A 19,736-nucleotide genomic window follows, 5' to 3' on the forward strand; every position below is an offset into this window, starting at 1 on the left:
TGCCAAGGGCTACGGGGATTTGATAGCATTTCTTTACTAACTCTCAATTTACATAAAAAGGTGTAAAGAAAAAATACTTGACACCTATACTTTTCTATAGTATGATAGCCAAGGTGCATATCGCATGACCTATAGAAAGGCACTGGATAAGATGGACAGGATTTTGGAACAGAATCTGTTATATGATTTCTACGGTGAACTTCTCACCGAGCATCAGCAGAGAGTGTATGAGGATGCAGTATATAATGATATGTCTCTCAGTGAGATCGCGGGAGAACAGGGCATCAGCAGACAGGGCGTCCATGATCTGATCAAGCGCTGTGACCGGATCCTGCAGGATTACGAGAGCAAGCTTCATCTGGTGGAACGTTTCATGGCGGCCAAGGAGAAGATCGGTGAGATCGAACAGCTGACGGCAGAGAATGATACGGATCCCGGAGAACGGATGGAACGCATCCGGGAATTATCCAGATCCCTTTTAAAGGAATGGTAAGGAGCAGCAAATGGCATTTGAAAGTTTAACAGACAAACTCCAGAATGTTTTTAAAAACTTAAGAAGCAAGGGCCGCCTGACGGAAGAGGATGTTAAGTCCGCACTGAAGGAAGTCAAGATGGCGCTCCTGGAGGCAGATGTTAACTTCAAGGTAGTCAAGCAGTTCGTGAAGGCAGTGGAGGAACGTGCCATTGGCCAGGACGTCATGAACGGTCTGAATCCCGGACAGATGGTGATCAAGATCGTAAATGAAGAGATGGTAAATCTCATGGGCAGTGAGACCACAGAGATTGCCATGCAGCCCGGCAAAGCCATTACCGTTATCATGATGGCAGGTCTTCAGGGTGCAGGTAAGACCACCGCAACGGCCAAGATCGCCGGTAAGCTGAAGCTCAAGGGCAAGAAGCCCTTGCTGGTAGCCTGCGATATTTACCGTCCCGCAGCCATTGAACAGTTACAGATCAACGGTAAGAAGCAGGAAGTTGATGTGTTCTCCATGGGAACGGATCATAAACCTGCCGAGATTGCGAAGGAAGCCATTGCGTATGCGGAGAAAAACGGTCATAATGTAGTGATCCTCGATACTGCCGGACGACTTCATGTGGATGAAGACATGATGGCGGAATTACAGGAGATCAAGGAGACCGTGACCGTGCATCAGACACTTTTGGTAGTCGATGCCATGACCGGTCAGGATGCCGTAAATGTGGCAAAAGAATTTGATGAAAAGGTAGGCGTCGACGGTGTGATCCTGTCCAAGATGGACGGCGATACCAGAGGCGGTGCAGCACTTTCCATCAAAGCAGTCACCGGAAAGCCGATCCTTTTTGTAAGTATGGGAGAGAAATTGTCCGATTTAGAGCAGTTCTATCCCGATCGTATGGCAAGCCGTATCCTTGGTATGGGTGATGTGTTATCCCTCATTGACAAGGCACAGGCCAGCATCGATATCGATGAGGAGAAGAGCCGTGATATGGCCGGCCGCATGAAGAAAGGTAAGTTCGATTTTGAGGATTACCTGGAGAGCATGAAGCAGATGCGTAATATGGGCGGTCTGTCCAGCATCTTAGGGATGCTTCCCGGAATGGGTATCAAGGCATCGGATCTGGAAGGTGCCATTGATGAGACGCAGATGAAGCGTACGGAAGCCATCGTATTATCCATGACAAAAGAGGAACGCAGGAATCCCAAGATCCTGACCCCTCAGAGAAAACACCGTATTGCAAAAGGTGCCGGTGTGGATATTGCAACGGTGAACCGTTTTATCAAACAGTTCGAGCAGACACAGAAGATGATGAAGCAGTTTGGCGGCGGCAAAAAGGGCCGCGGCGGCATGGGTGGTATGTTCGGCGGCGGAAAATTTCCCGGTATTGGCGGCAGATTTTTCTAGCACTGTTTACTTAACTTAAGTCCGATATGAACAATCAGTTCTTATCATATAAATTATTTTATTTTTAATTAATGGAGGAAAAAGAAATGGCAGTAAAGATCAGATTAAGAAGAATGGGACAGAAGAAGGCTCCTTTTTACAGAATTATCGTAGCAGATTCCCGTTCCCCCAGAGACGGTAGATTCATCGAGGAGATCGGTACCTACGATCCTTCCACCGATCCTTCCACTTTCAAGATCAATGAAGAGCTGGCTAAGAAGTGGTTACAGAACGGTGCTCAGCCTACCGAGCAGGTTGCTAAGCTTTTCAAGGTTGCAGGAATCGAGAAATAAGTTCTAAATATCTATTCATCGGAGGTGGATTATGAAGGAACTAGTAGAAGTAGTTGCAAAGGCACTCGTTGATAATCCGGATGAAGTAGTTGTAACTGAGAAGACAGAAGGAAAAAATATCGTCCTTGAACTTCATGTAGCTGCGTCCGATATGGGTAAGGTGATCGGTAAGCAGGGACGTATTGCAAAAGCAATCCGCTCCGTTGTGAAAGCAGCATCATCCAAAGACAACACAAGAGTGGACGTTGAGATCGTTTAATTTCGAATTGAGAGATCCCTGACGTTGAGCGGAGAAACATACAGGCGTGTGTTTCTCCGTTTTTTGGCTAAAGCCGGAATGGAGTAAAACTATATGGAAGATCTGTTGCAGGTCGGCATTATCACTTCCACCCACGGGGTGAGAGGAGAAGTAAAGGTATATCCTACCACGGATGATCCCAGAAGATTCCGCAGATTAAAGGAAGTCGTTCTGGATACCGGCAAGGAAAAAATGAATCTGGAAATTGAGGGTGTCAAGTTCTTTAAGCAGTTTGTGATTTTGAAATTTAAAGGGCTGGACAACATTAATGATATAGAAAAATATCGTCAGAAGAGCCTGTACGTGACCCGCAAAAATGCAGTGCGTCTGCAAAGGGACGAGTATTTCATCGCCGATCTGATCGGACTGAAAGTGCAGGATGAAGACGGTAAGGAACTGGGCACGGTAAAAGATGTGATCGAGACCGGTGCCAATGATGTCTACGAGGTGGAAATGGCAGACGGTAAGAGCCTGCTTCTGCCCGCTATCAAACAGTGTATCCTGAATGTGGACGTGGAAAATGGCACAATGCAGGTACATGTACTGGAAGGACTGCTTGACTTATGATGAAGTTTCATATTCTGACCCTGTTCCCCGAAATGGTGCAGCAGGGGCTGGCAACCAGTATTTTAGGCCGGGCAGCGGAGAAGGATCTGATTTCCATAGATGCGGTGAATATCCGGGATTACACACAGGATAAGCACGGAAAAGTGGATGATTACACCTATGGCGGCGGGGCCGGAATGCTGATGCAGGCACAGCCGGTATATGATGCTTACCGGGTGGTGGCAGGAGACAGAAAGGTACGCTGCGTCTATCTGACACCACAGGGAGCCCCTTTTACCCAGAAAAAAGCAAGAGAACTGTCCGGGGAAGAGGAACTGGTATTGCTCTGCGGACATTATGAGGGAATTGATGAGAGAGTTCTGGAAGAGGTCGTGACGGATTATATTTCTATCGGCGATTATGTCCTCACCGGTGGGGAACTGGCAGCCATGGTCGTGGTGGATGCGGTGGCCAGACTGGTGCCAGGGGTACTCAATAACGACGAATCTGCCGAGACAGAGAGCTTCCATAACGATCTGCTGGAATATCCCCAGTATTCCCGCCCGGAGGAATGGCACGGAAAGAAAGTACCGGAGGTACTTCTGTCGGGCAATCATAAAAAGATCAATGCCTGGCGGCTGGAACAGTCCGAGAGACGGACGGAAGAACGCCGCCCGGATCTCTATGCAAAATATCAGGAAAAACAGAAAGTCATAAAAAAACTTTCCGCGAAGAAACGTATTTTTATTCATATGATGGAGACACTGTCCAGAGGATTGGGAGAAGTTCTCTATGCGGAGGGGAAAAATGTACTGATCTATCTGCCGGAGATCGGCAATGCCATGCTGAATGCGGAGGATGAGGAGCATTTGGAGAAAATGCTGCCGCTCATTCCGAAAGCCGTGTCGGGGCATAGTATCGTGACCGTGACAGACCGGTGGAATGAACGTGTCAGTGAAATTTTAGGGTATCATGGCAGTATGCTATGTTCCCAGGCGTGCTATACCAGAGGAGAACCACTTCCGGTGAGGCACAAGGACATCCGGCAGCTGACAGTGGAAGAGGTTCCTTATGTGGCGGAGCATTATCACCTGGGAGACGAGATTTATGTCCGGGAGAGGATTGCAGCAGGAGATGTCTTCGGCATCTATATCGAGGGAAAACTCTGTGGTTTTATAGGATGCCACAATGACGGCAGCATGGGAATGCTGTATGTGGAGGATGCATACCGCAGACAAGGACTTGCAGCATCCCTGGAAGGTTATCTGATCAACAAACAGAGAGAACAGGGGATGATCCCCTACGCCCATATTGTGAATGGAAATGAAGCGTCCATACAACTGCAGGAACGGTTGGGGCTGAATCTGTCGGATCCCGCGATCTGGTGGCTGTATAATTAAAAAAAGCTTGCTTTTTATATGGCTTTATGGTAAAATCTGAATGTTGTGAAAACGAGATGGTCCTCTGTTACCAATAAGGGTATTAAGAACATCCATTTTATGAAGGAGGCTCATTATGAGTAACATTATCAAAGAGATCGAAGCAGAACAGTTAAAAGCAACCGTTGATCAGTTTGAAGTCGGCGATACCGTTAAGGTATACGGCAAGATCAAAGAGGGTAACCGTGAGAGAATCCAGGTATTCGAAGGCGTTGTACTGAAGAGACAGGGCGGCAGCAACAGAGAGACTTTCACTGTTAGAAAGACTTCCAACGGTATCGGCGTAGAGAAGACTTGGCCTTTACATTCTCCCAACGTAGAGAAGATCGAAGTTGTAAGAAAAGGTAAAGTAAGACGTGCTAAGCTGAATTACTTAAGAGATCGTGTTGGTAAGAAGGCAAAGGTTAAGGAATTAGTTAAATAATTACATTGACCGGAAAGGGGCAGCTGTTTCTGACAGCTGCCTTTTATATTTATTTGAAAAAGGAATACGGATATGGTACACTGAGACTTGTAAACACTATGCGAGATAGGACAGAACATTGAGAAATAAGGGACTAAGTTTTTATAAAAAAAAGAAAAAGATCAGTCAGGAACTGCTCAGGGAAATTTTCAGCTGGATCTTCGGCATTGCACTGTCAGTCTTTCTGGCTGCAGTGGTGGTTATCTTTCTGGGAAAGTCCACCAGAGTTGTGGGCATGTCCATGGAACCGACACTGGAGAATGGACAGCAGATATTTATTGACCGTTTTCTGTATGTTTTATCTTCTCCGAAGGCGGGAGACGTAGTAGCATTTCTGCCGAATGGCAATGAAAATTCCCATTATTATGTCAAGCGTGTTGTGGCAGGGCCGGGAGACAAGGTAAGGATCGCGGACGGAACTCTGTATGTCAACGGGCAGGAAAGCAAATGGGTGACGGAACGGATCCTGGATGCGGGTATAGCGGAAAACGAGATTATCCTTGGGAACAAGGAGTATTTCTGCATCGGGGACAACCCGAATAACAGCGAAGACAGCAGATCCGCCAATATCGGACCGGTGGAGGAGGGCGATATGATCGGCAAAGCCTGGTTCCACTTAAAATCCGGGACGGATGGCATCGGCTTTATCAAATAGAAAGTATGGTAGGAGAATAGAAAAATGAATTATCAGTGGTATCCCGGTCATATGACCAAAGCAAGGCGTATGATGCAGGAAAATATCAAGCTGATCGATCTGGTGATTGAACTTGTAGATGCCAGAATCCCCATCAGCAGCAGGAATCCGGATATCGATGAACTGGGAAAAGGTAAATCCCGTATCATTTTGTTGAATAAATCAGATCTGGCAGATCCGGTGTGGAATAAGAAATGGGTCGAGTATTTTTCAAATCAGGGAATGGGTGTACTGGAAATCAATTCCCGTACCGGTATGGGAATCAAGTCGATCCAGGGGCTGGTACAGGAAGTCTGCAAGGAGAAGATTGAACGTGACAGAAAGCGAGGCATCGTAAATCGACCGGTACGTGCTATGGTAGTGGGAATCCCAAATGTGGGGAAATCCACTTTTATCAATTCCTTCGCGGGAAAAGCCTGCGCCAAGACGGGAAATAAACCCGGTGTGACCAAGGGAAAACAGTGGATCCGTCTGAATAAAGGACTGGAACTTCTGGATACCCCCGGTATCCTGTGGCCCAAATTCGAGGACCAGCAGGTAGGAATGCGTCTGGCATTTATCGGATCCATGAACGATGAGATCCTAATTCCAGATGAACTGGCCTGTGATCTGATCGGAGCCATCAAAGAGCTTTATCCGAAGGCTTTGCAGGAACGCTACGAGGCAGATCCTGCGGGCAAGCCCATAGAGATACTGGAAGCAGTGGCAGAGAGCCGCAAATGCTATGCAAAGGGAGAACAACTGGATCTGGGGAAAGCCGCCGGCATCCTGATCGATGATTTCCGGAGCGGCAAGCTGGGACGAATAACACTGGAGAGGATATAGACAGATGAACAGAATCATGAGAGAATTATTAAACACAGCGATCTACCTGCTCTGTGTACTGGGAGCGGTATGGCTGGTGATCACCTTTGTAGGACAGCGTACGGAAGTGGAGGGAGCCTCCATGGAGAATACCCTGCACAACGGGGATAATCTGATCGTGGATAAGTTAAGCTATCGTTTTCATGATCCGGAACGCTTTGACATCATTGTCTTCCCGTTTCAATTCCAGGACAACACCTATTATATCAAGCGTATCATCGGACTGCCGGGAGAGACGGTACAGATCATGGATGATGGCAGTATCTACATCAACGGGGAAAAGCTGGAAGAGAACTACGGCATGGAAGTCATAAAACCGGAGACCATCGGCCGGGCTGCGGAACCCATTGAACTGGGGGATGATGAATATTTTGTCATGGGAGACAACCGCAACAATTCCAGCGACAGTCGTACGGATATGGTGGGTAACATAAAAAGAGAAAATATCATCGGAAAAGCCTGGCTCCGGATCTGGCCGGTTTCTGATTTCGGTATATTACAACATCAATAACCATAAATGGGGATAAACAAATGGAAAGTGCAGCAAAGATCAAGGAAATATTACAGGCAGCTTCAATGGAAAAGCTGCCTGAATTTATAGCAGAATATGAGAATGATCCCAGAAGCGGTGTGCAGAAGCTGGTGTCTGGCGCACAGAAAAAGATAGATGCTCTGGAAAAGGAACGTCAGCGGATCGAGAATCTGAAAAAATACGAGAAAGAATACGCACAATATACCTATATCTGCGGAATTGACGAAGTGGGAAGAGGTCCTCTGGCGGGACCGGTAGTGGCAGGTGCTGTCATTCTGCCGAAGGATTGTGATATTTTATACATTAATGATTCCAAGCAGTTATCCGAAAAAAAGAGAGAAGAGCTGTACGATGTGATCACGAAGGAAGCGGTGGCCTGGGCAGTGGGCTATGCTTCTCCGGAGCGGATCGATGAGATCAATATTTTACAGGCAACCTATGAGGCCATGCGGGAGGCTGTCGGCAAACTGGATCCGGCACCGGATCTGTTGTTGAACGATGCTGTGACGATTCCCGGAGTGGAGATCCGACAGGTGCCGATCATCAAGGGCGATGCCAAGAGCATTTCTATCGGTGCGGCCAGTATTGTGGCCAAGGTGACCAGGGACCGTCTGATGGAGCAGTATGCCGATGTGTTTCCGGAGTATGATTTTGCATCCAACAAAGGGTACGGCAGTGCGGCACATATTGCGGCACTGAAGGAGTATGGACCGACTCCGATCCACAGACACAGCTTTATCAAAAATTTCGGATTTTAAGGCATTTTAGCGTGCCGGGAGAGAAAATATGAAGCTGACAGGATGGTTCTCACAGGATAAAATAGCGGATAACAGCAGAGTACAGACTCCAAATAATGCGAATACCGAACAGGTAAACCGGCAGATCCGTGCACTGGTTCCCGGGCAGACCCTCAGAGGAGAGGTGGTCTCCAGGGAGGGCAATAATGCGCAGATCCGTCTGCTGCAGGATGTCCTGGTGGATGCAAAAGTGGATGCGGATATCCGTCTGGAACTGGGGCAGAACATTACCTTTCAGGTAAAAAATAACGGGCAGACACTGAATCTGAGTCCTCTTTTTACCAATATGGCAACAGAAGGAACCGTACTGAAAGCGTTGGATATGGCATCGCTGCCGGTGAACGAGAATACGGTAGCCATGACAAAACAACTGATGGATGCGGGGCTTCCTATTGATAAGAATACGTTGCAGCAGATCTGGCATGAAAGTAATGCGTTCCCGGATGCCGAGATTCTGGATCTCGTGAATCTTCACAGAGTGGAACTTCCGGTGACGGAGGAAAATATCACACAGATGGCATCCTATCGCAATCTGACACATCAGCTGACAGCAGGAATCGCAGAGACCGGAGAAAGTCTGACAAATATGCTGCAGGGGCTGGTAGAGAGCGGAGACATAGAGCAGGCCGCCACAATCTACAGTGAGGTTCTGGAACTGTTGGCTTTCGAAGATGCGGCCGGAGAGACGGTAACAGGACAACAACAGACCGAGGGACCTCTGCCGGAGCCTGGCGTGGATGTGACAGTGACCCCGGAAGAGGCAGAACAGATGCCAGTACAGCCTTCGGCAACAGCACCGGAAGCTGTGCCGGGGCAGAAGACCATCATAGAGGAACCGACGGAGACGGCACCGGGCAACGGTCAGACGATAAAAGAAAATCCCGGTGCAGAAAAAACACAGGAGGCACCACAGCTGCAGAATCTGCAGAAACTGTTAAAGCAGGGGCTGGAGACGAAAGATATTCCCTTGCTGCGCAGTATTCTCCATAATTCCAAAGTGGCAGAGCTTCCAGCAAAACTCCTGGCGGATCGGTGGAGCATAAAACCAGAGGATGTGGAATCTCCGGAGAAGGTGGAGGAACTTTACCAGAAGCTGGGAAAACAGTTGAAGGGGTTGAGTAATCTTTTGGAAGAAAACGGACAGCGTGGTTCAAGTGCTTATCAGAACGTGACGAATTTAAGCCAGAACGTGGATTTCCTGCAACAGATCAACCAGACCTATGCCTATATCCAGCTGCCGCTGCATCTACGGCAGGGAGAGCACAAGACGGGAGAACTGTTCGTATATACCAACAAGAAAAATCTTGCCAGAAAAGACGGACAGGTCAGCGCACTGCTGCATCTGGATATGGAACATCTGGGACCGCTTGATGTGTATGTGACTCTGAAAGATACCAAAGTCAGCACCAAATTTTATGTACAGAATGATGCAATCCTGGATTACCTGGAGGCTAATATGGATGTGCTGACAGAGCGGCTGCAAAAAAGAGGCTATGATTGTAAATGTGAGACAACACTGCGTACCGAATTACAGCAGACGGCGCAGGCCATGGCACCGCTTCTTAAGACAGAAGGAAGTGTTCCGGTAGCACAATATGCCTTTGATGTGAGAACATAGCTCATCCATAGGAAACAGACGTGACTGCTAGCAGGCAGCGGATGTTTCCTATGAGAGGAGCGGACAAACATGAGTATGCAGGACGATAGTCCGGAATACGAATGATTGTTACGATTTCGAGAGTGCGCAGCACGGAGAAAACGTATATGTTTTGTAAGGTCAATGAAGAACAGACGTGACTGCTAGCAGGCAGCGGATGTTTCCTATGAGAGGAGCGGACAAACATGAGTATGCAGGACGATAGTCCGGAATACGAATGATTGTTACGATTTCGAGAGTGCGCAGCACGGAGAAAACGTATATGTTAGAAGAGCATAGAGGACAACAGAATGAATGACGAGAAAAAGAAAGTAAAACAGGCCGTAGCACTGGAATACGATCCCTCGGATGAGGCACCCAGAGTCATAGCCAGCGGCAAGGGAATTCTGGCGGAGAAGATCATAGAGAAGGCCCAGGAGAGCAGTGTGCCGATCCATCGGGATGACAAGCTGGCGGATACACTGTCCCGGCTGGACATCGGCGAGATGATCCCGCCGGAGTTGTATGAAGTGGTGGCGGAGATTCTGGTATTTGTGGATGCTGTGGATCACCGCATGGTAAAGGAAAGTGTGGCAAACGGGGGAAAACATAAGGGTTGAATACCAGACAGACGGGGAATGTATATGAGCAGATGGCTGCGGACTATCTGGAGAAACAGGGAATGCGTATCCTGGAACGGAATTTCCGCAGAGGCAGGAACGGTGAGATCGACATTATCGGCAGAGACGGAAAATATCTTGTGTTTGTGGAAGTGAAATACCGTTCCGGTGATGAAAAGGGAAATGCGGCGGAGGCCGTGACAACGGCGAAACAGAGAACCATTTGCAGAGTTGCGGATTATTACCGTTATCTGCATCATTATGGGGAGGATACCTGGGTGCGTTATGATGTGGTGGCAATCCAGGGGGAGACACTTCACTGGATTCCAAATGCTTTTCCGCATCATTATAGTGCAAGGAGTTAGAAACATGTATCCATTGAGCAGAACAGACAGCAGAGACACAGACAGTATACAGCAGAGACAAAAAGGGGAACTGGAGTATCTGGTATTCCCGAAGCTGGAAGAAACCGGTGTGGTGGAACATCTGTTTACCACAAGGACCGGTGGTGTCAGCAACGGAATCTATTCCACTATGAACCTGAGTTTTTCCAGAGGAGATGACCTGGAATGTGTCAGAGAGAATTACAGACGGATTGGCGAAGTACTGGGAACAGACCCGGAACATATGGTGGCATCGAAACAGACCCATACCACGAATATTCATCTGGTGACGAAAGCAGATGCCGGAAATGGGATCACCAGACCATCGGTCTATGACGATATAGACGGTCTGGCTACGGATATCCCCGGAATCGCACTGGTAACTTTTTATGCAGACTGTGTTCCTCTGTATTTCGTGGATCCGGTACACAGGGCCATCGGACTGGCGCATTCCGGCTGGAGAGGAACGGTAGCGGGAATGGGAGCTTGTATGGTACGATATATGCAGGAACATTTTAACAGCCGCCCGGAGGAGCTGGTGGCGGCCATCGGACCGTCCATCTGTGTGGATTGTTATGAAGTGAGTGAAGAAGTGGCGGAACAGTTTCGGGAAGGCTTTCCGGAGGATGTGCTGCAGCCGGGCAAAGCACCGGGTAAATATCAGCTTGATCTGTGGAAAGCCAATCAGAGCATTCTGTTAAGGGTGGGGATCCCGCCGGAACATATGGCGGTAACGAACGTCTGTACCTGCCACAATCCGGAGTATCTGTTTTCCCACCGGGCAAGTCACGGACAGAGGGGAAATCTGGCGGCATTTTTAATGCTGAAGGAGTCCTGAGTTCCTGAGTGCCTGACGGGAATTAAGAAAATTTAAGAAAAAACACGAAAATATTTAAAAATATTATGTTTAAATAGAAATAACGAAAATGATGGGGAACCGGGAAGTAACGGAGAAATGAGGGAAGTATGGCAAATATTCTTGTATGTGATGATGACAGAGAGATCGTGGATGCCATCGAGATCTATCTGAGTCAGGATGGCTATAAAATATATAAAGCGTATGATGGGGAACAGGCAATTCAGATCCTGGACAAGGAGGATATCCATCTGTTGATCATGGATATCATGATGCCCCGGCTGGATGGCATACGGGCTACATTGAAGATCCGGGAATACAGCAGCATTCCCATTATTATCCTGTCGGCCAAATCGGAAGACACGGACAAGATCCTGGGGCTGAATATCGGTGCGGATGATTATATCTGCAAGCCTTTTAATCCGTTGGAACTAGTGGCGAGAGTCAAATCCAACTTGCGCAGATATACCTCCCTGGGGAGCCTGACCGGTGAGAACAAAGCAATCTATCAGGTGGGTGGACTGATCCTCAATGATGATATCAAACAGGTGACAGTGGACGATGAACCGGTAAAAATGACACCTATCGAATATAATATTTTATTACTTTTGATGAAGAACCAGGGCAGGGTATTTTCCATCAATCAGATCTATGAAAGCATCTGGAATGAGGATGCCATCGGAGCGGACAATACCGTGGCGGTACACATCCGGCATATCCGTGAAAAAATCGAGATCAATCCCAAGGAACCCCGGTATCTGAAAGTGGTATGGGGAGTAGGCTATAAGATCGACAAGGAGCAGGCATGAGACGACCTACATTGAAACGGCTGATGCTGGGACTGGTGCAGCAGACGGCGGCTTTGCTTTTGCTGGTGGCAATCGCGGCGGTTTTGTTCAATTCCTATCTGGCGGTAGACACAGCGGATGGCACAAAAGTATATGAATTATCCCCTCTGGATGCGGAAACGCAATTTGAAGATTCCGTGATTTTCCATGATCTGTTCCAGAGCTCGGTATCGGATATTATCCAGCTTATGGTGATCAAAGGACAGATGGAAACCAATGGAAGCTTTGATCCGCATAAGCATGTTGATATCACGGAATTTGCTTCAGGGAAAACCGGCGGTGCAGATTGCCCTGTAACAGCAGTTTATGAGCTGGAAGATCTGATCAAATGGGGAAAATACGGTGCGGAATATACAGATCGTATTATGAGTATGTCGGACTTCGTGAATTATTTCGGACCGATAGACCTGGAGTCGAACTTCCGCGTGGATGCGGACGGACAGCTGGTGTTCGTGGCAGGCGGAGAGCAGACGGAGGAGCAGAAGGAAGTAGTCGCACAGGCAATCGAGGCAATTCCGGAGAGCCAGAGAACCGATCGGCTGGAAGACCTGGCTTTCACATACATTGTGAAAGAGAGTGTACAGGATATCCGGGTATCCAGAGAAGACGATGGTACGCTGACGGTATATTTCCCGATGCTGGTGAACCGTTATGCCACCGTAGACGGAGAGAAGCAGCTGACAGCCTGTGCGGACAACTGGATCGAATATATTGCGCTGCAGAGCAATCTGGAGATGACGATCCAGACGTTGTCAGCCAACTATGAGCAGTATCAGAACTGTAATGATCTGTATAAAGAAGATGCGGGCAATCTGAAATATGTGGTCCGTATGATGACAACAGATGGAGTTAGCAGAACCTATACGAATGTATCGGAGTTTGAGAACAGTTCCGATAATGATATTACGGATTATTTTTCGGAGTACAGACGGTATCTGATCTATTATCCGGACAGTCTGGAATTTACCGGCAACACAGGAATGACTGAGGGCCAGATCTATCAGTATCTGAAAGAGTATGGTTATGTGCATCCGGATATGACTCATATCTGGATCGCAGTGGATACCAATTATCCGGTGGAGGGAGATTCCTTTTACAATGCCAATGTGGTGTTCCAGAGAATCGTTCCGAATATCTGGTATCTGATCGGCGGAGGGATCCTGCTGGCAGTATTGTGGCTGCTGGTGGGTATTTATCTTACCGTAACGGCCGGCGTGGCTTACGATGAGGAGGATGAGCCGGTTCTGTACCTGAACGGTATCGATCATGTCTGGATCGAGTTCATGGCGCTTTTGCTGGTGGGATTTATTTATGGCGGAAGAATCGGATACGATTATCTGATGAATGTGGCCAATAAGGTATATCTCAGCCATTCCGAGATCCAGGGGCGGGAGATCACACGGCTGACAGCCTACGGTGTCTTTGCGCTGTATGGCTTCTGCGTAAGCATGGGAATCAATGTTTTCTGGTACAGCCTGATCCGCAGGATCAAATCCCACAATATGTGGAGTGACAGTTTCCTGCACTGGATCGTCACAAGCTTCGGTAAGGCGGTACATTTTGTGGTTTCCCACAGAAATTCCGCCATCAGCTCACTGATCCCGTATAATCTGTTTCTACTGGTGAATCTGGCAGGAATTTTCGGAGCTTATCTGCTGCGGGGAAAAAGCGCTCTGTGGGTGCTTCCGGCACTGGGGGCTATTGTGTTGGACGGCATTGTGGGGGTACTAAGGTTCAAGCAAAAAGCGGAGCAGATCGATATCGTGGAAGGAATCCGCAGGATCCGTGATGGAGAAGTGGATTATAAGCTGGATGTGGAATCTCTTCATGGGGACAACCGTGAGATGGCGGATGCAGTCAATAACATCGGAGAGGGTATCCGCAAGGCGGTAAGCACCAGCATGAAGGATGAGCAGATGAAATCGGATCTGATCACCAATGTCTCCCATGATATTAAGACACCGCTGACTTCCATTATCAATTATGTGGATCTGCTGAAACGCCTAAAGATCACGGAAGAACCGGCCAGGAGCTATATTGAGGTGCTGGACAGCAAATCCCAGAGACTGAAACAGTTGACGGATGATCTGGTGGAGGCTTCGAAAATCTCCTCCGGTAACATTGTGCTGAATCTGGAACAGTTGAACCTGACGGAACTGCTGAATCAGGCAGTGGGAGAATTCTCCGACAGAATGGAAGAGAAAAAGCTGCAGGTGATCTTTGACGGAAATGATGTGGCCGGCATGATCTATGCCGACAGCCGCAGGATGTGGAGAATCATTGAAAATCTGTTTCAGAATATCTGCAAGTATGCCCTGGAGGGAACCAGAGTCTATCTGGAGATGCAGGTAAAGGACGGAAGAGTCATCGCTTCTCTGAAAAATATTTCCGACCGGCCCATGAATCTCAAGGGTGAGGAACTGTCAGAGAGATTTATCCGGGGAGATGCTTCCCGTACTACCGAGGGAAGTGGTCTGGGTCTGTATATTGCGAAAAATCTGACCAAGGCACAGCACGGAGAATTCCAGATTCAGCTGGATGGAGATCTGTTTAAGATTATATTGGATTTCCCGGAATACCATAAGCCGGAAGAACCCGCCACTGAGCAGCTGAAGGAGACCGTGTCGAAAGAGGTTTAGAAATGGCGAAATAAGAAATACTGAAATAAGCAATATAACTGAAAAACGCAGAAACCATAACGGCTTCTGTGTTTTTTTATGCGTTGTCAGATCTGTTGGAAATTAAAAATGAAATTCGCTCATTTCCGTACGATTGTTGTAGGCTTCTACGATACCGTGGATCTTTTCGGTGGTAGCCATGACATTGGACAGAGAAGCGTCATGGTTCATAAAGTCGATCAGGGAAGCAATGAACTTGCTCATATCGGCTTCCACGAAATAAGGTCTGGTGTAGATCTCAGGCGGTAGATAGGTAAGATTCGTAGTAATGACCTTATCGAAATCACCATGCTCGTAAGCAACGTCGAAATTCTTCAGACCGTCGGTGAACAAGCCGAAAGTACAGCAGATATATACGCGTCTGGCTTTCATGGCCTTTAACTGTTTTGCAGTATCCAGCATACTTCCACCGGAGGAGATCATGTCATCGATGATGATGATATCCTTACCTTCAATATTGTCACCTAAGAATTCGTGAGCCACGATAGGGTTCTTACCGTTGACGATGGTGGAATAGTCACGTCTCTTGTAGAACATACCGGTATCGACACCCAGAACGCTGGCAAAATAAATGGCACGATCCAGAGCTCCTTCATCCGGGCTGATGACTAACAGGTGATCTTTGTCTACAATCATATCATCTTCGGAATTTAACAAGGACTTGATGAACTGGTAAGGGGTGGTAAAATTATCAAATCCGTTCAGCGGAGTGGAGTTCTGTACTCTGGGATCATGGGCATCAAAAGTGATAAAGTTATCAATTCCCATATCCCGTAACTCTTCCAGTGCATAAGCACAGTCCAGGGATTCTCTGCCGCTGCGGCGATGCTGTCTGCCTTCATAGAGGAAAGGCATGATGACGTTGATACGTCTGGCCTTGCCGTTGCAGGCGGCGATGACACGCTTCAGATCCTGATAGTGGTCATCAGGAGACATGTGGTTGGTATAGCCGTTCATGTTGTAAGTAATACTATGATTGCATACATCGGTGAGAATGAACAGATCCTTACCGCGGATGGTCTCGCTGATCTGCGCTTTTGCTTCACCGCTTCCGAAACGGGGCACATCCACGTCTACGAGATAGTTGCTCTCGATATAGCCGTGAAAGGCAGGATCGTTTTTCACTTTGTCATTATGGATACTCTTACGGAATTCTACCATGTAGTCATTGATGCGGCGTCCCATTTTTTCTGCGGAAGGCAGAGCGATGATCTTCAAAGGAGCCACGGGCATGGCATTTTCCAGTTCGTGTAAATTAGGCATGATGTCCCTCCTGGACGAGCTTTATTGTTCGTAAAAATATGCAGAGCTTCATTCGCAAAAGCGCATCTTCGATGCTTAATTTTTGCGGAACTATTCTGAATATAACAATTAATTTATAACATTATGCTAGTGACACGTCAAGGAATTTCTTGTACAATGGATAGGAGAAAGATGGTTAGGTGAATTAGAATGAAGAAAAAAGAACATATTGTAAAAACAGTAAAGCCGGGAAGCATCGCGGAGGAACTGGAGATCGCTCCCGGAGATAAAGTACTGGCCATAGATAATACAGAGATCGAAGACATTTTTGATTATCAGTTTCTGACACAGGATACTTATATTGAGATGCTGGTAGAGAAGCCGGACGGAGAGCAGTGGCTCTTAGAGATCGACAAGGAATTTGATGAGGATATGGGCATCGAATTTGAGAACGGTCTGATGGACGAATACCGTCATTGCCATAACAAATGCATTTTCTGCTTTATCGATCAGATGCCGAAGGGCATGCGTGATACTCTTTATTTTAAGGATGATGATTCCCGATTATCTTTTTTGCAGGGAAATTATGTGACGCTGACCAATATGTCGGATCATGATATTGACCGGATCTGCAGATACCATTTATCTCCGATCAATATCTCCTTCCAGACCATGAATCCGGAACTGCGCTGCAAAATGCTGAACAACCGTTTTGCGGGGGATGCCCTGAAAAAGGTGGACATCCTCAATGCCGCCGGAATCCGTATGAATGGACAAATCGTGCTCTGCAAGGGCGTAAACGATGGCAAGGAACTGGAATACAGCATCCGGAAGCTGATGGAATATCTGCCAAATGTGGAAAGTGTCTCGGTGGTGCCGGTAGGATTATCCAGGTACCGGGAGGGATTATATCCGTTAGAGCCGTTTAATGCGCAGGATGCCGGTGAGATCATTGATCTGATCGAGAAATACCAGAAGATCTGCATGGAAAAATATGGGACACACTTTATCCAGGCCAGTGATGAATGGTACATTCTGGCGGGCAGAGAGGTGCCGGAAGAGGAACGTTACGACGGATATCTGCAGTTGGAGAACGGTGTTGGAATGATCCGCCTGCTATTGGATGAATTCCACGACGGACTGAAGAGGCGTACCGCAGAAAAGGAAGCGGGAAAAAAGCCATCCTGGGAAGGCACCAGAGAGATCTCTCTGGCTACGGGAAGACTGGCGTTTCCTTATTTAAAGAAGATGTCGGAAGAAATGATGTCGGAATACCCCGGCCTGCAGATACATGTCTATGAGGTCATCAATGAATTTTTCGGAGAGCTGATCACGGTGTCCGGACTTCTGACGGGACAGGATATCGTAAAGCAGTTAAAGGACAAAAATCTGGGAGAAGCATTGTATCTTCCCCGGAATGTACTCAGAAGCGGAGCGGATCTGTTCCTGGATGATTATACGCTGGCAGACGTGGAGGGGGCTTTACAAGTGCCCGTGAATATTGTAAAATCAAGCGGATATGATCTTGTGGATGCCCTGCTTGGAGAAGATACATCTGAATAGATTTTAAGATGGTAAATAAGAAACGGAGGAAATTATGGCAAAGAGAAAAACCAAGCCCATCGTTGCGGTGGTGGGACGCCCGAATGTCGGTAAGTCCACCCTGTTCAATGCACTGGCTGGCGAAAATATATCTATTGTGAAAGATACACCCGGTATTACCAGAGACCGTATCTATGCGGATATCCACTGGCTGGATATGACATTTACCCTGATCGACACAGGAGGTATCGAGCCGGACAGCAAGGACGTGATCCTGTCCCAGATGCGGGAACAGGCAGAGATCGCTATGGAGACTGCAGACGTGATCATTTTCCTGGTGGATGTAAAGCAGGGACTGGTGGATGCGGATTCCAAGGTGGCAGACATGCTGCGCCGTTCCCACAAGCCCGTGGTACTGGTGGTCAATAAGGTGGACAGCTTCCAGAAGTATATGGCGGATGTCTACGAATTCTACAATCTGGGTATTGGCGATCCCCATCCGATCTCTGCGGTGAATCGTCTGGGAATCGGTGACATGCTGGAGGCCGTAACGGAATATTTTGATAAGGAACAGGCAGAGGAAGAAGAGGATGACCGCACCCGTGTGGCCATCGTCGGAAAGCCCAATGTCGGCAAGTCTTCCCTGATCAACAAACTGCTGGGTGAGAACCGTCTGATCGTTTCTGATATCGCGGGTACCACCAGAGATGCGGTGGATACCGAGATCACTTATAACGGCAAAGAATATGTCTTCATTGATACTGCCGGTCTTCGCCGGAAGAACAAGATCAAGGAAGAACTGGAGCGTTATATGATCGTCCGTACCGTCAGTGCCGTAGAGCGTGCCGAGGTGGTGGTACTGATGATCGATGCAGAGGAAGGTGTTACGGAGCAGGATGCGAAGATCGCCGGAATCGCCCATGAGAGAGGAAAGGCTACGATCATCGTGGTGAACAAATGGGATGCTATCGAAAAGGATGACAAGACCATTTATAAATTTACCGAAAAGGTGCGTAATACCTTATCCTTCATGCCCTATGCAGAGCTTCTGTTCGTCTCTGCGAAAACAGGACAGAGACTGCCCAAGCTGTTCGAGACCATCGATATCGTCAGTGAGAATCACGCCATGCGTGTGGCTACCGGTGTGCTGAATGAGATCATGGCAGAGGCCGTGGCCATGCAGCAGCCACCTTCCGACAAGGGTAAGAGACTGAGATTGTATTACATTACCCAGGTAGCGGTAAAGCCCCCTACCTTTGTAATCTTTGTCAATGATAAGGAGCTGATGCATTTCTCCTATACCAGATATATTGAGAATCAGATCCGGGAGACCTTTGGCTTCAAGGGAACCCCCCTCCGGTTTATTATCAGAGAACGAAAGGAAAAAGATCAATAATGGAACGTGTTATCTGTTTACTCATCGGTTATGTGTTCGGCCTGTTTCAGACCGCATACTTTTACGGGAAGGCAAAAGGAATCGATATCCGTAAGTACGGAAGCGGCAATGCCGGTACCACCAATGCCCTGAGAGTGCTGGGAACCAAGGCAGGACTGATCGTACTGGCGGGAGACTGCTTAAAGTGTATTATTGCCGTGTGCATCACCAGAGCCTTATTCAGTACCGGACATCCGGAGAATATTTATCTGCTGTGCCTGTACACCGGTGCAGGAGCTGTCATCGGACATAACTTCCCATTTTACATGGGATTTAAGGGAGGAAAAGGAATCGCTGCCACTGCAGGTCTGATTCTTTCGTTCCATCCTTATTTTATCGTGATGGGTGTGGTATTGTTTTTCGGCACTTTCCTGACCACACATTATGTTTCGCTGGGATCATTGCTTGTATATGCCGGATTTATGATCCAGATGGTAGTCTGCGGACAGATGGGACTGTTCGGTGCCATGCCACAGTCACAGCTGTATGAAATGTATGCCATCACTGCATTTCTTACGGTTATGGCTTACTGGAAGCACAGACAGAACATTGTGCGTCTGATCCACGGGAACGAGAGGAAGACTTATCTGTTCAAGAATAAGAAATCAGCCGAAGCGCAGACGGAAATCTCAGGGGAGGACAAATAAT

Annotated in this window: 21 protein-coding genes; 20 read left to right on the forward strand and 1 reads right to left on the reverse strand. The window is 47.8% G+C overall.

Features of this window, described 5'->3' with window-relative positions; all coding sequences use genetic code 11:
* Positions 1-151: 151 nt before the first annotated feature.
* From ylxM to DWZ61_RS06365, 17 genes are all read left to right on the forward strand, one after another.
* Positions 152-493, forward strand: coding sequence for a YlxM family DNA-binding protein (ylxM, locus tag DWZ61_RS06285; protein ID WP_118537863.1), 342 nt, complete (start codon positions 152-154; stop codon positions 491-493).
* A 10-nt stretch (positions 494-503) separates the two neighbouring features.
* Positions 504-1,883 carry a signal recognition particle protein gene (gene ffh / locus DWZ61_RS06290; protein ID WP_118537820.1) on the forward strand — a complete coding sequence of 460 codons (1,380 nt, stop codon included), beginning with the start codon at positions 504-506 and terminating at the stop codon, positions 1,881-1,883.
* A gap of 86 nt (positions 1,884-1,969) precedes the next feature.
* Positions 1,970-2,215: a 30S ribosomal protein S16 gene (gene rpsP, locus DWZ61_RS06295; protein ID WP_022313019.1), complete on the forward strand. Its 246-nt coding sequence runs from the start codon at positions 1,970-1,972 to the stop codon at positions 2,213-2,215.
* Between the two features lie 31 nt (positions 2,216-2,246).
* On the forward strand, positions 2,247-2,474 hold the full coding sequence (locus DWZ61_RS06300; protein WP_022154075.1) for a KH domain-containing protein: 228 nt from the start codon (positions 2,247-2,249) through the stop codon (positions 2,472-2,474).
* Positions 2,475-2,567: 93 nt separating this feature from the next.
* Positions 2,568-3,080 (forward strand): ribosome maturation factor RimM, encoded by a 513-nt coding sequence (gene rimM / locus DWZ61_RS06305; RefSeq protein WP_118537821.1) that lies wholly within the window; start codon positions 2,568-2,570, stop codon positions 3,078-3,080.
* Complete coding sequence (gene trmD / locus DWZ61_RS06310) at positions 3,077-4,459, forward strand: tRNA (guanosine(37)-N1)-methyltransferase TrmD (protein WP_243026367.1); 1,383 nt, start codon at positions 3,077-3,079, stop codon at positions 4,457-4,459. Before rimM ends, trmD begins: the two co-directional genes overlap by 4 nt.
* 115 nt (positions 4,460-4,574) lie before the next feature.
* Positions 4,575-4,922, forward strand: a complete 348-nt coding sequence (gene rplS / locus DWZ61_RS06315) for a 50S ribosomal protein L19 (RefSeq protein WP_022313016.1) — start codon at positions 4,575-4,577, stop codon at positions 4,920-4,922.
* Between the two features lie 118 nt (positions 4,923-5,040).
* Positions 5,041-5,616, forward strand: coding sequence for a signal peptidase I (gene lepB / locus DWZ61_RS06320; RefSeq protein WP_022313015.1), 576 nt, complete (start codon positions 5,041-5,043; stop codon positions 5,614-5,616).
* 24 nt (positions 5,617-5,640) lie between these two features.
* Positions 5,641-6,480, forward strand: coding sequence for a ribosome biogenesis GTPase YlqF (gene ylqF, locus DWZ61_RS06325; RefSeq protein ID WP_117466452.1), 840 nt, complete (start codon positions 5,641-5,643; stop codon positions 6,478-6,480).
* 4 nt (positions 6,481-6,484) lie between these two features.
* Positions 6,485-7,030, forward strand: coding sequence for a signal peptidase I (gene lepB / locus DWZ61_RS06330; RefSeq protein WP_022313013.1), 546 nt, complete (start codon positions 6,485-6,487; stop codon positions 7,028-7,030).
* Between the two features lie 20 nt (positions 7,031-7,050).
* The gene (locus tag DWZ61_RS06335) at positions 7,051-7,809 is read left to right on the forward strand and encodes a ribonuclease HII (RefSeq protein WP_022313012.1); all 759 of its coding nucleotides are present in this window, start codon (positions 7,051-7,053) and stop codon (positions 7,807-7,809) included.
* A 28-nt stretch (positions 7,810-7,837) separates the two neighbouring features.
* Positions 7,838-9,466 carry a flagellar hook-length control protein FliK gene (locus DWZ61_RS06340; RefSeq protein ID WP_022313011.1) on the forward strand — a complete coding sequence of 543 codons (1,629 nt, stop codon included), beginning with the start codon at positions 7,838-7,840 and terminating at the stop codon, positions 9,464-9,466.
* A 329-nt stretch (positions 9,467-9,795) separates the two neighbouring features.
* Complete coding sequence (locus tag DWZ61_RS06345; protein ID WP_117466456.1) at positions 9,796-10,104, forward strand: EscU/YscU/HrcU family type III secretion system export apparatus switch protein; 309 nt, start codon at positions 9,796-9,798, stop codon at positions 10,102-10,104.
* The gene (locus DWZ61_RS06350) at positions 10,101-10,469 is read left to right on the forward strand and encodes a YraN family protein (RefSeq protein ID WP_118537822.1); all 369 of its coding nucleotides are present in this window, start codon (positions 10,101-10,103) and stop codon (positions 10,467-10,469) included. Before DWZ61_RS06345 ends, DWZ61_RS06350 begins: the two co-directional genes overlap by 4 nt.
* Positions 10,470-10,473: 4 nt before the next feature.
* On the forward strand, positions 10,474-11,325 hold the full coding sequence (pgeF, locus tag DWZ61_RS06355; RefSeq protein ID WP_118537823.1) for a peptidoglycan editing factor PgeF: 852 nt from the start codon (positions 10,474-10,476) through the stop codon (positions 11,323-11,325).
* Positions 11,326-11,453: 128 nt separating this feature from the next.
* Positions 11,454-12,152 carry a response regulator transcription factor gene (locus DWZ61_RS06360; RefSeq protein WP_118537824.1) on the forward strand — a complete coding sequence of 233 codons (699 nt, stop codon included), beginning with the start codon at positions 11,454-11,456 and terminating at the stop codon, positions 12,150-12,152.
* Positions 12,149-14,830 carry a HAMP domain-containing sensor histidine kinase gene (locus DWZ61_RS06365; protein WP_118537825.1) on the forward strand — a complete coding sequence of 894 codons (2,682 nt, stop codon included), beginning with the start codon at positions 12,149-12,151 and terminating at the stop codon, positions 14,828-14,830. The genes DWZ61_RS06360 and DWZ61_RS06365 overlap by 4 nt, the downstream gene beginning before the upstream one ends.
* A gap of 102 nt (positions 14,831-14,932) precedes the next feature.
* Here DWZ61_RS06365 and DWZ61_RS06370 read toward each other — a convergent pair whose 3' ends face one another.
* Complete coding sequence (locus tag DWZ61_RS06370; RefSeq protein WP_118537826.1) at positions 14,933-16,132, reverse strand: ribose-phosphate pyrophosphokinase; 1,200 nt, start codon at positions 16,130-16,132, stop codon at positions 14,933-14,935.
* A 189-nt stretch (positions 16,133-16,321) separates the two neighbouring features.
* On the opposite strand from DWZ61_RS06370, the gene DWZ61_RS06375 reads away from it, so the two are divergent.
* Genes DWZ61_RS06375 through plsY form a run of 3 tightly spaced genes read left to right on the forward strand, consistent with a single transcriptional unit; the run spans position 16,322 to position 19,735 of the window.
* Entirely contained in the window at positions 16,322-17,674 is a 1,353-nt protein-coding gene (locus DWZ61_RS06375; protein WP_118504678.1) for a DUF512 domain-containing protein, read from the forward strand.
* 34 nt (positions 17,675-17,708) lie between these two features.
* Positions 17,709-19,049, forward strand: coding sequence for a ribosome biogenesis GTPase Der (gene der, locus DWZ61_RS06380; RefSeq protein ID WP_022313002.1), 1,341 nt, complete (start codon positions 17,709-17,711; stop codon positions 19,047-19,049).
* Positions 19,049-19,735 carry a glycerol-3-phosphate 1-O-acyltransferase PlsY gene (gene plsY, locus DWZ61_RS06385; protein ID WP_022313001.1) on the forward strand — a complete coding sequence of 229 codons (687 nt, stop codon included), beginning with the start codon at positions 19,049-19,051 and terminating at the stop codon, positions 19,733-19,735. Before der ends, plsY begins: the two co-directional genes overlap by 1 nt.
* Position 19,736: the final 1 nt, after the last annotated feature.

Origin of the sequence: Clostridium sp. AF34-10BH, from assembly GCF_003478095.1 — a bacterium.
In the GTDB taxonomy this organism is placed as follows: Bacteria; Bacillota; Clostridia; order Lachnospirales; family Lachnospiraceae; genus Acetatifactor; species Acetatifactor acetigignens.

Excerpts from the sequence above, each read along its gene's own strand:
- DWZ61_RS06300 (WP_022154075.1), top strand. The coding sequence starts at position 2,247 with ATGAAGGAACTAGTAGAAGTAGTTGCAAAGGCACTCGTTGATAATCCG.
- DWZ61_RS06345 (WP_117466456.1), top strand. The coding sequence starts at position 9,796 with ATGAATGACGAGAAAAAGAAAGTAAAACAGGCCGTAGCACTGGAATAC.
- plsY (WP_022313001.1), top strand. The coding sequence starts at position 19,049 with ATGGAACGTGTTATCTGTTTACTCATCGGTTATGTGTTCGGCCTGTTT.
- DWZ61_RS06340 (WP_022313011.1), top strand. The coding sequence starts at position 7,838 with ATGAAGCTGACAGGATGGTTCTCACAGGATAAAATAGCGGATAACAGC.
- lepB (WP_022313013.1), top strand. The coding sequence starts at position 6,485 with ATGAACAGAATCATGAGAGAATTATTAAACACAGCGATCTACCTGCTC.
- DWZ61_RS06360 (WP_118537824.1), top strand. The coding sequence starts at position 11,454 with ATGGCAAATATTCTTGTATGTGATGATGACAGAGAGATCGTGGATGCC.
- pgeF (WP_118537823.1), top strand. The coding sequence starts at position 10,474 with ATGTATCCATTGAGCAGAACAGACAGCAGAGACACAGACAGTATACAG.
- rplS (WP_022313016.1), top strand. The coding sequence starts at position 4,575 with ATGAGTAACATTATCAAAGAGATCGAAGCAGAACAGTTAAAAGCAACC.
- ylxM (WP_118537863.1), top strand. The coding sequence starts at position 152 with ATGGACAGGATTTTGGAACAGAATCTGTTATATGATTTCTACGGTGAA.
- rimM (WP_118537821.1), top strand. The coding sequence starts at position 2,568 with ATGGAAGATCTGTTGCAGGTCGGCATTATCACTTCCACCCACGGGGTG.
- DWZ61_RS06365 (WP_118537825.1), top strand. The coding sequence starts at position 12,149 with ATGAGACGACCTACATTGAAACGGCTGATGCTGGGACTGGTGCAGCAG.
- ylqF (WP_117466452.1), top strand. The coding sequence starts at position 5,641 with ATGAATTATCAGTGGTATCCCGGTCATATGACCAAAGCAAGGCGTATG.
- rpsP (WP_022313019.1), top strand. The coding sequence starts at position 1,970 with ATGGCAGTAAAGATCAGATTAAGAAGAATGGGACAGAAGAAGGCTCCT.
- trmD (WP_243026367.1), top strand. The coding sequence starts at position 3,077 with ATGATGAAGTTTCATATTCTGACCCTGTTCCCCGAAATGGTGCAGCAG.
- der (WP_022313002.1), top strand. The coding sequence starts at position 17,709 with ATGGCAAAGAGAAAAACCAAGCCCATCGTTGCGGTGGTGGGACGCCCG.
- DWZ61_RS06370 (WP_118537826.1), bottom strand. The coding sequence starts at position 16,132 with ATGCCTAATTTACACGAACTGGAAAATGCCATGCCCGTGGCTCCTTTG.
- ffh (WP_118537820.1), top strand. The coding sequence starts at position 504 with ATGGCATTTGAAAGTTTAACAGACAAACTCCAGAATGTTTTTAAAAAC.
- DWZ61_RS06375 (WP_118504678.1), top strand. The coding sequence starts at position 16,322 with ATGAAGAAAAAAGAACATATTGTAAAAACAGTAAAGCCGGGAAGCATC.
- DWZ61_RS06335 (WP_022313012.1), top strand. The coding sequence starts at position 7,051 with ATGGAAAGTGCAGCAAAGATCAAGGAAATATTACAGGCAGCTTCAATG.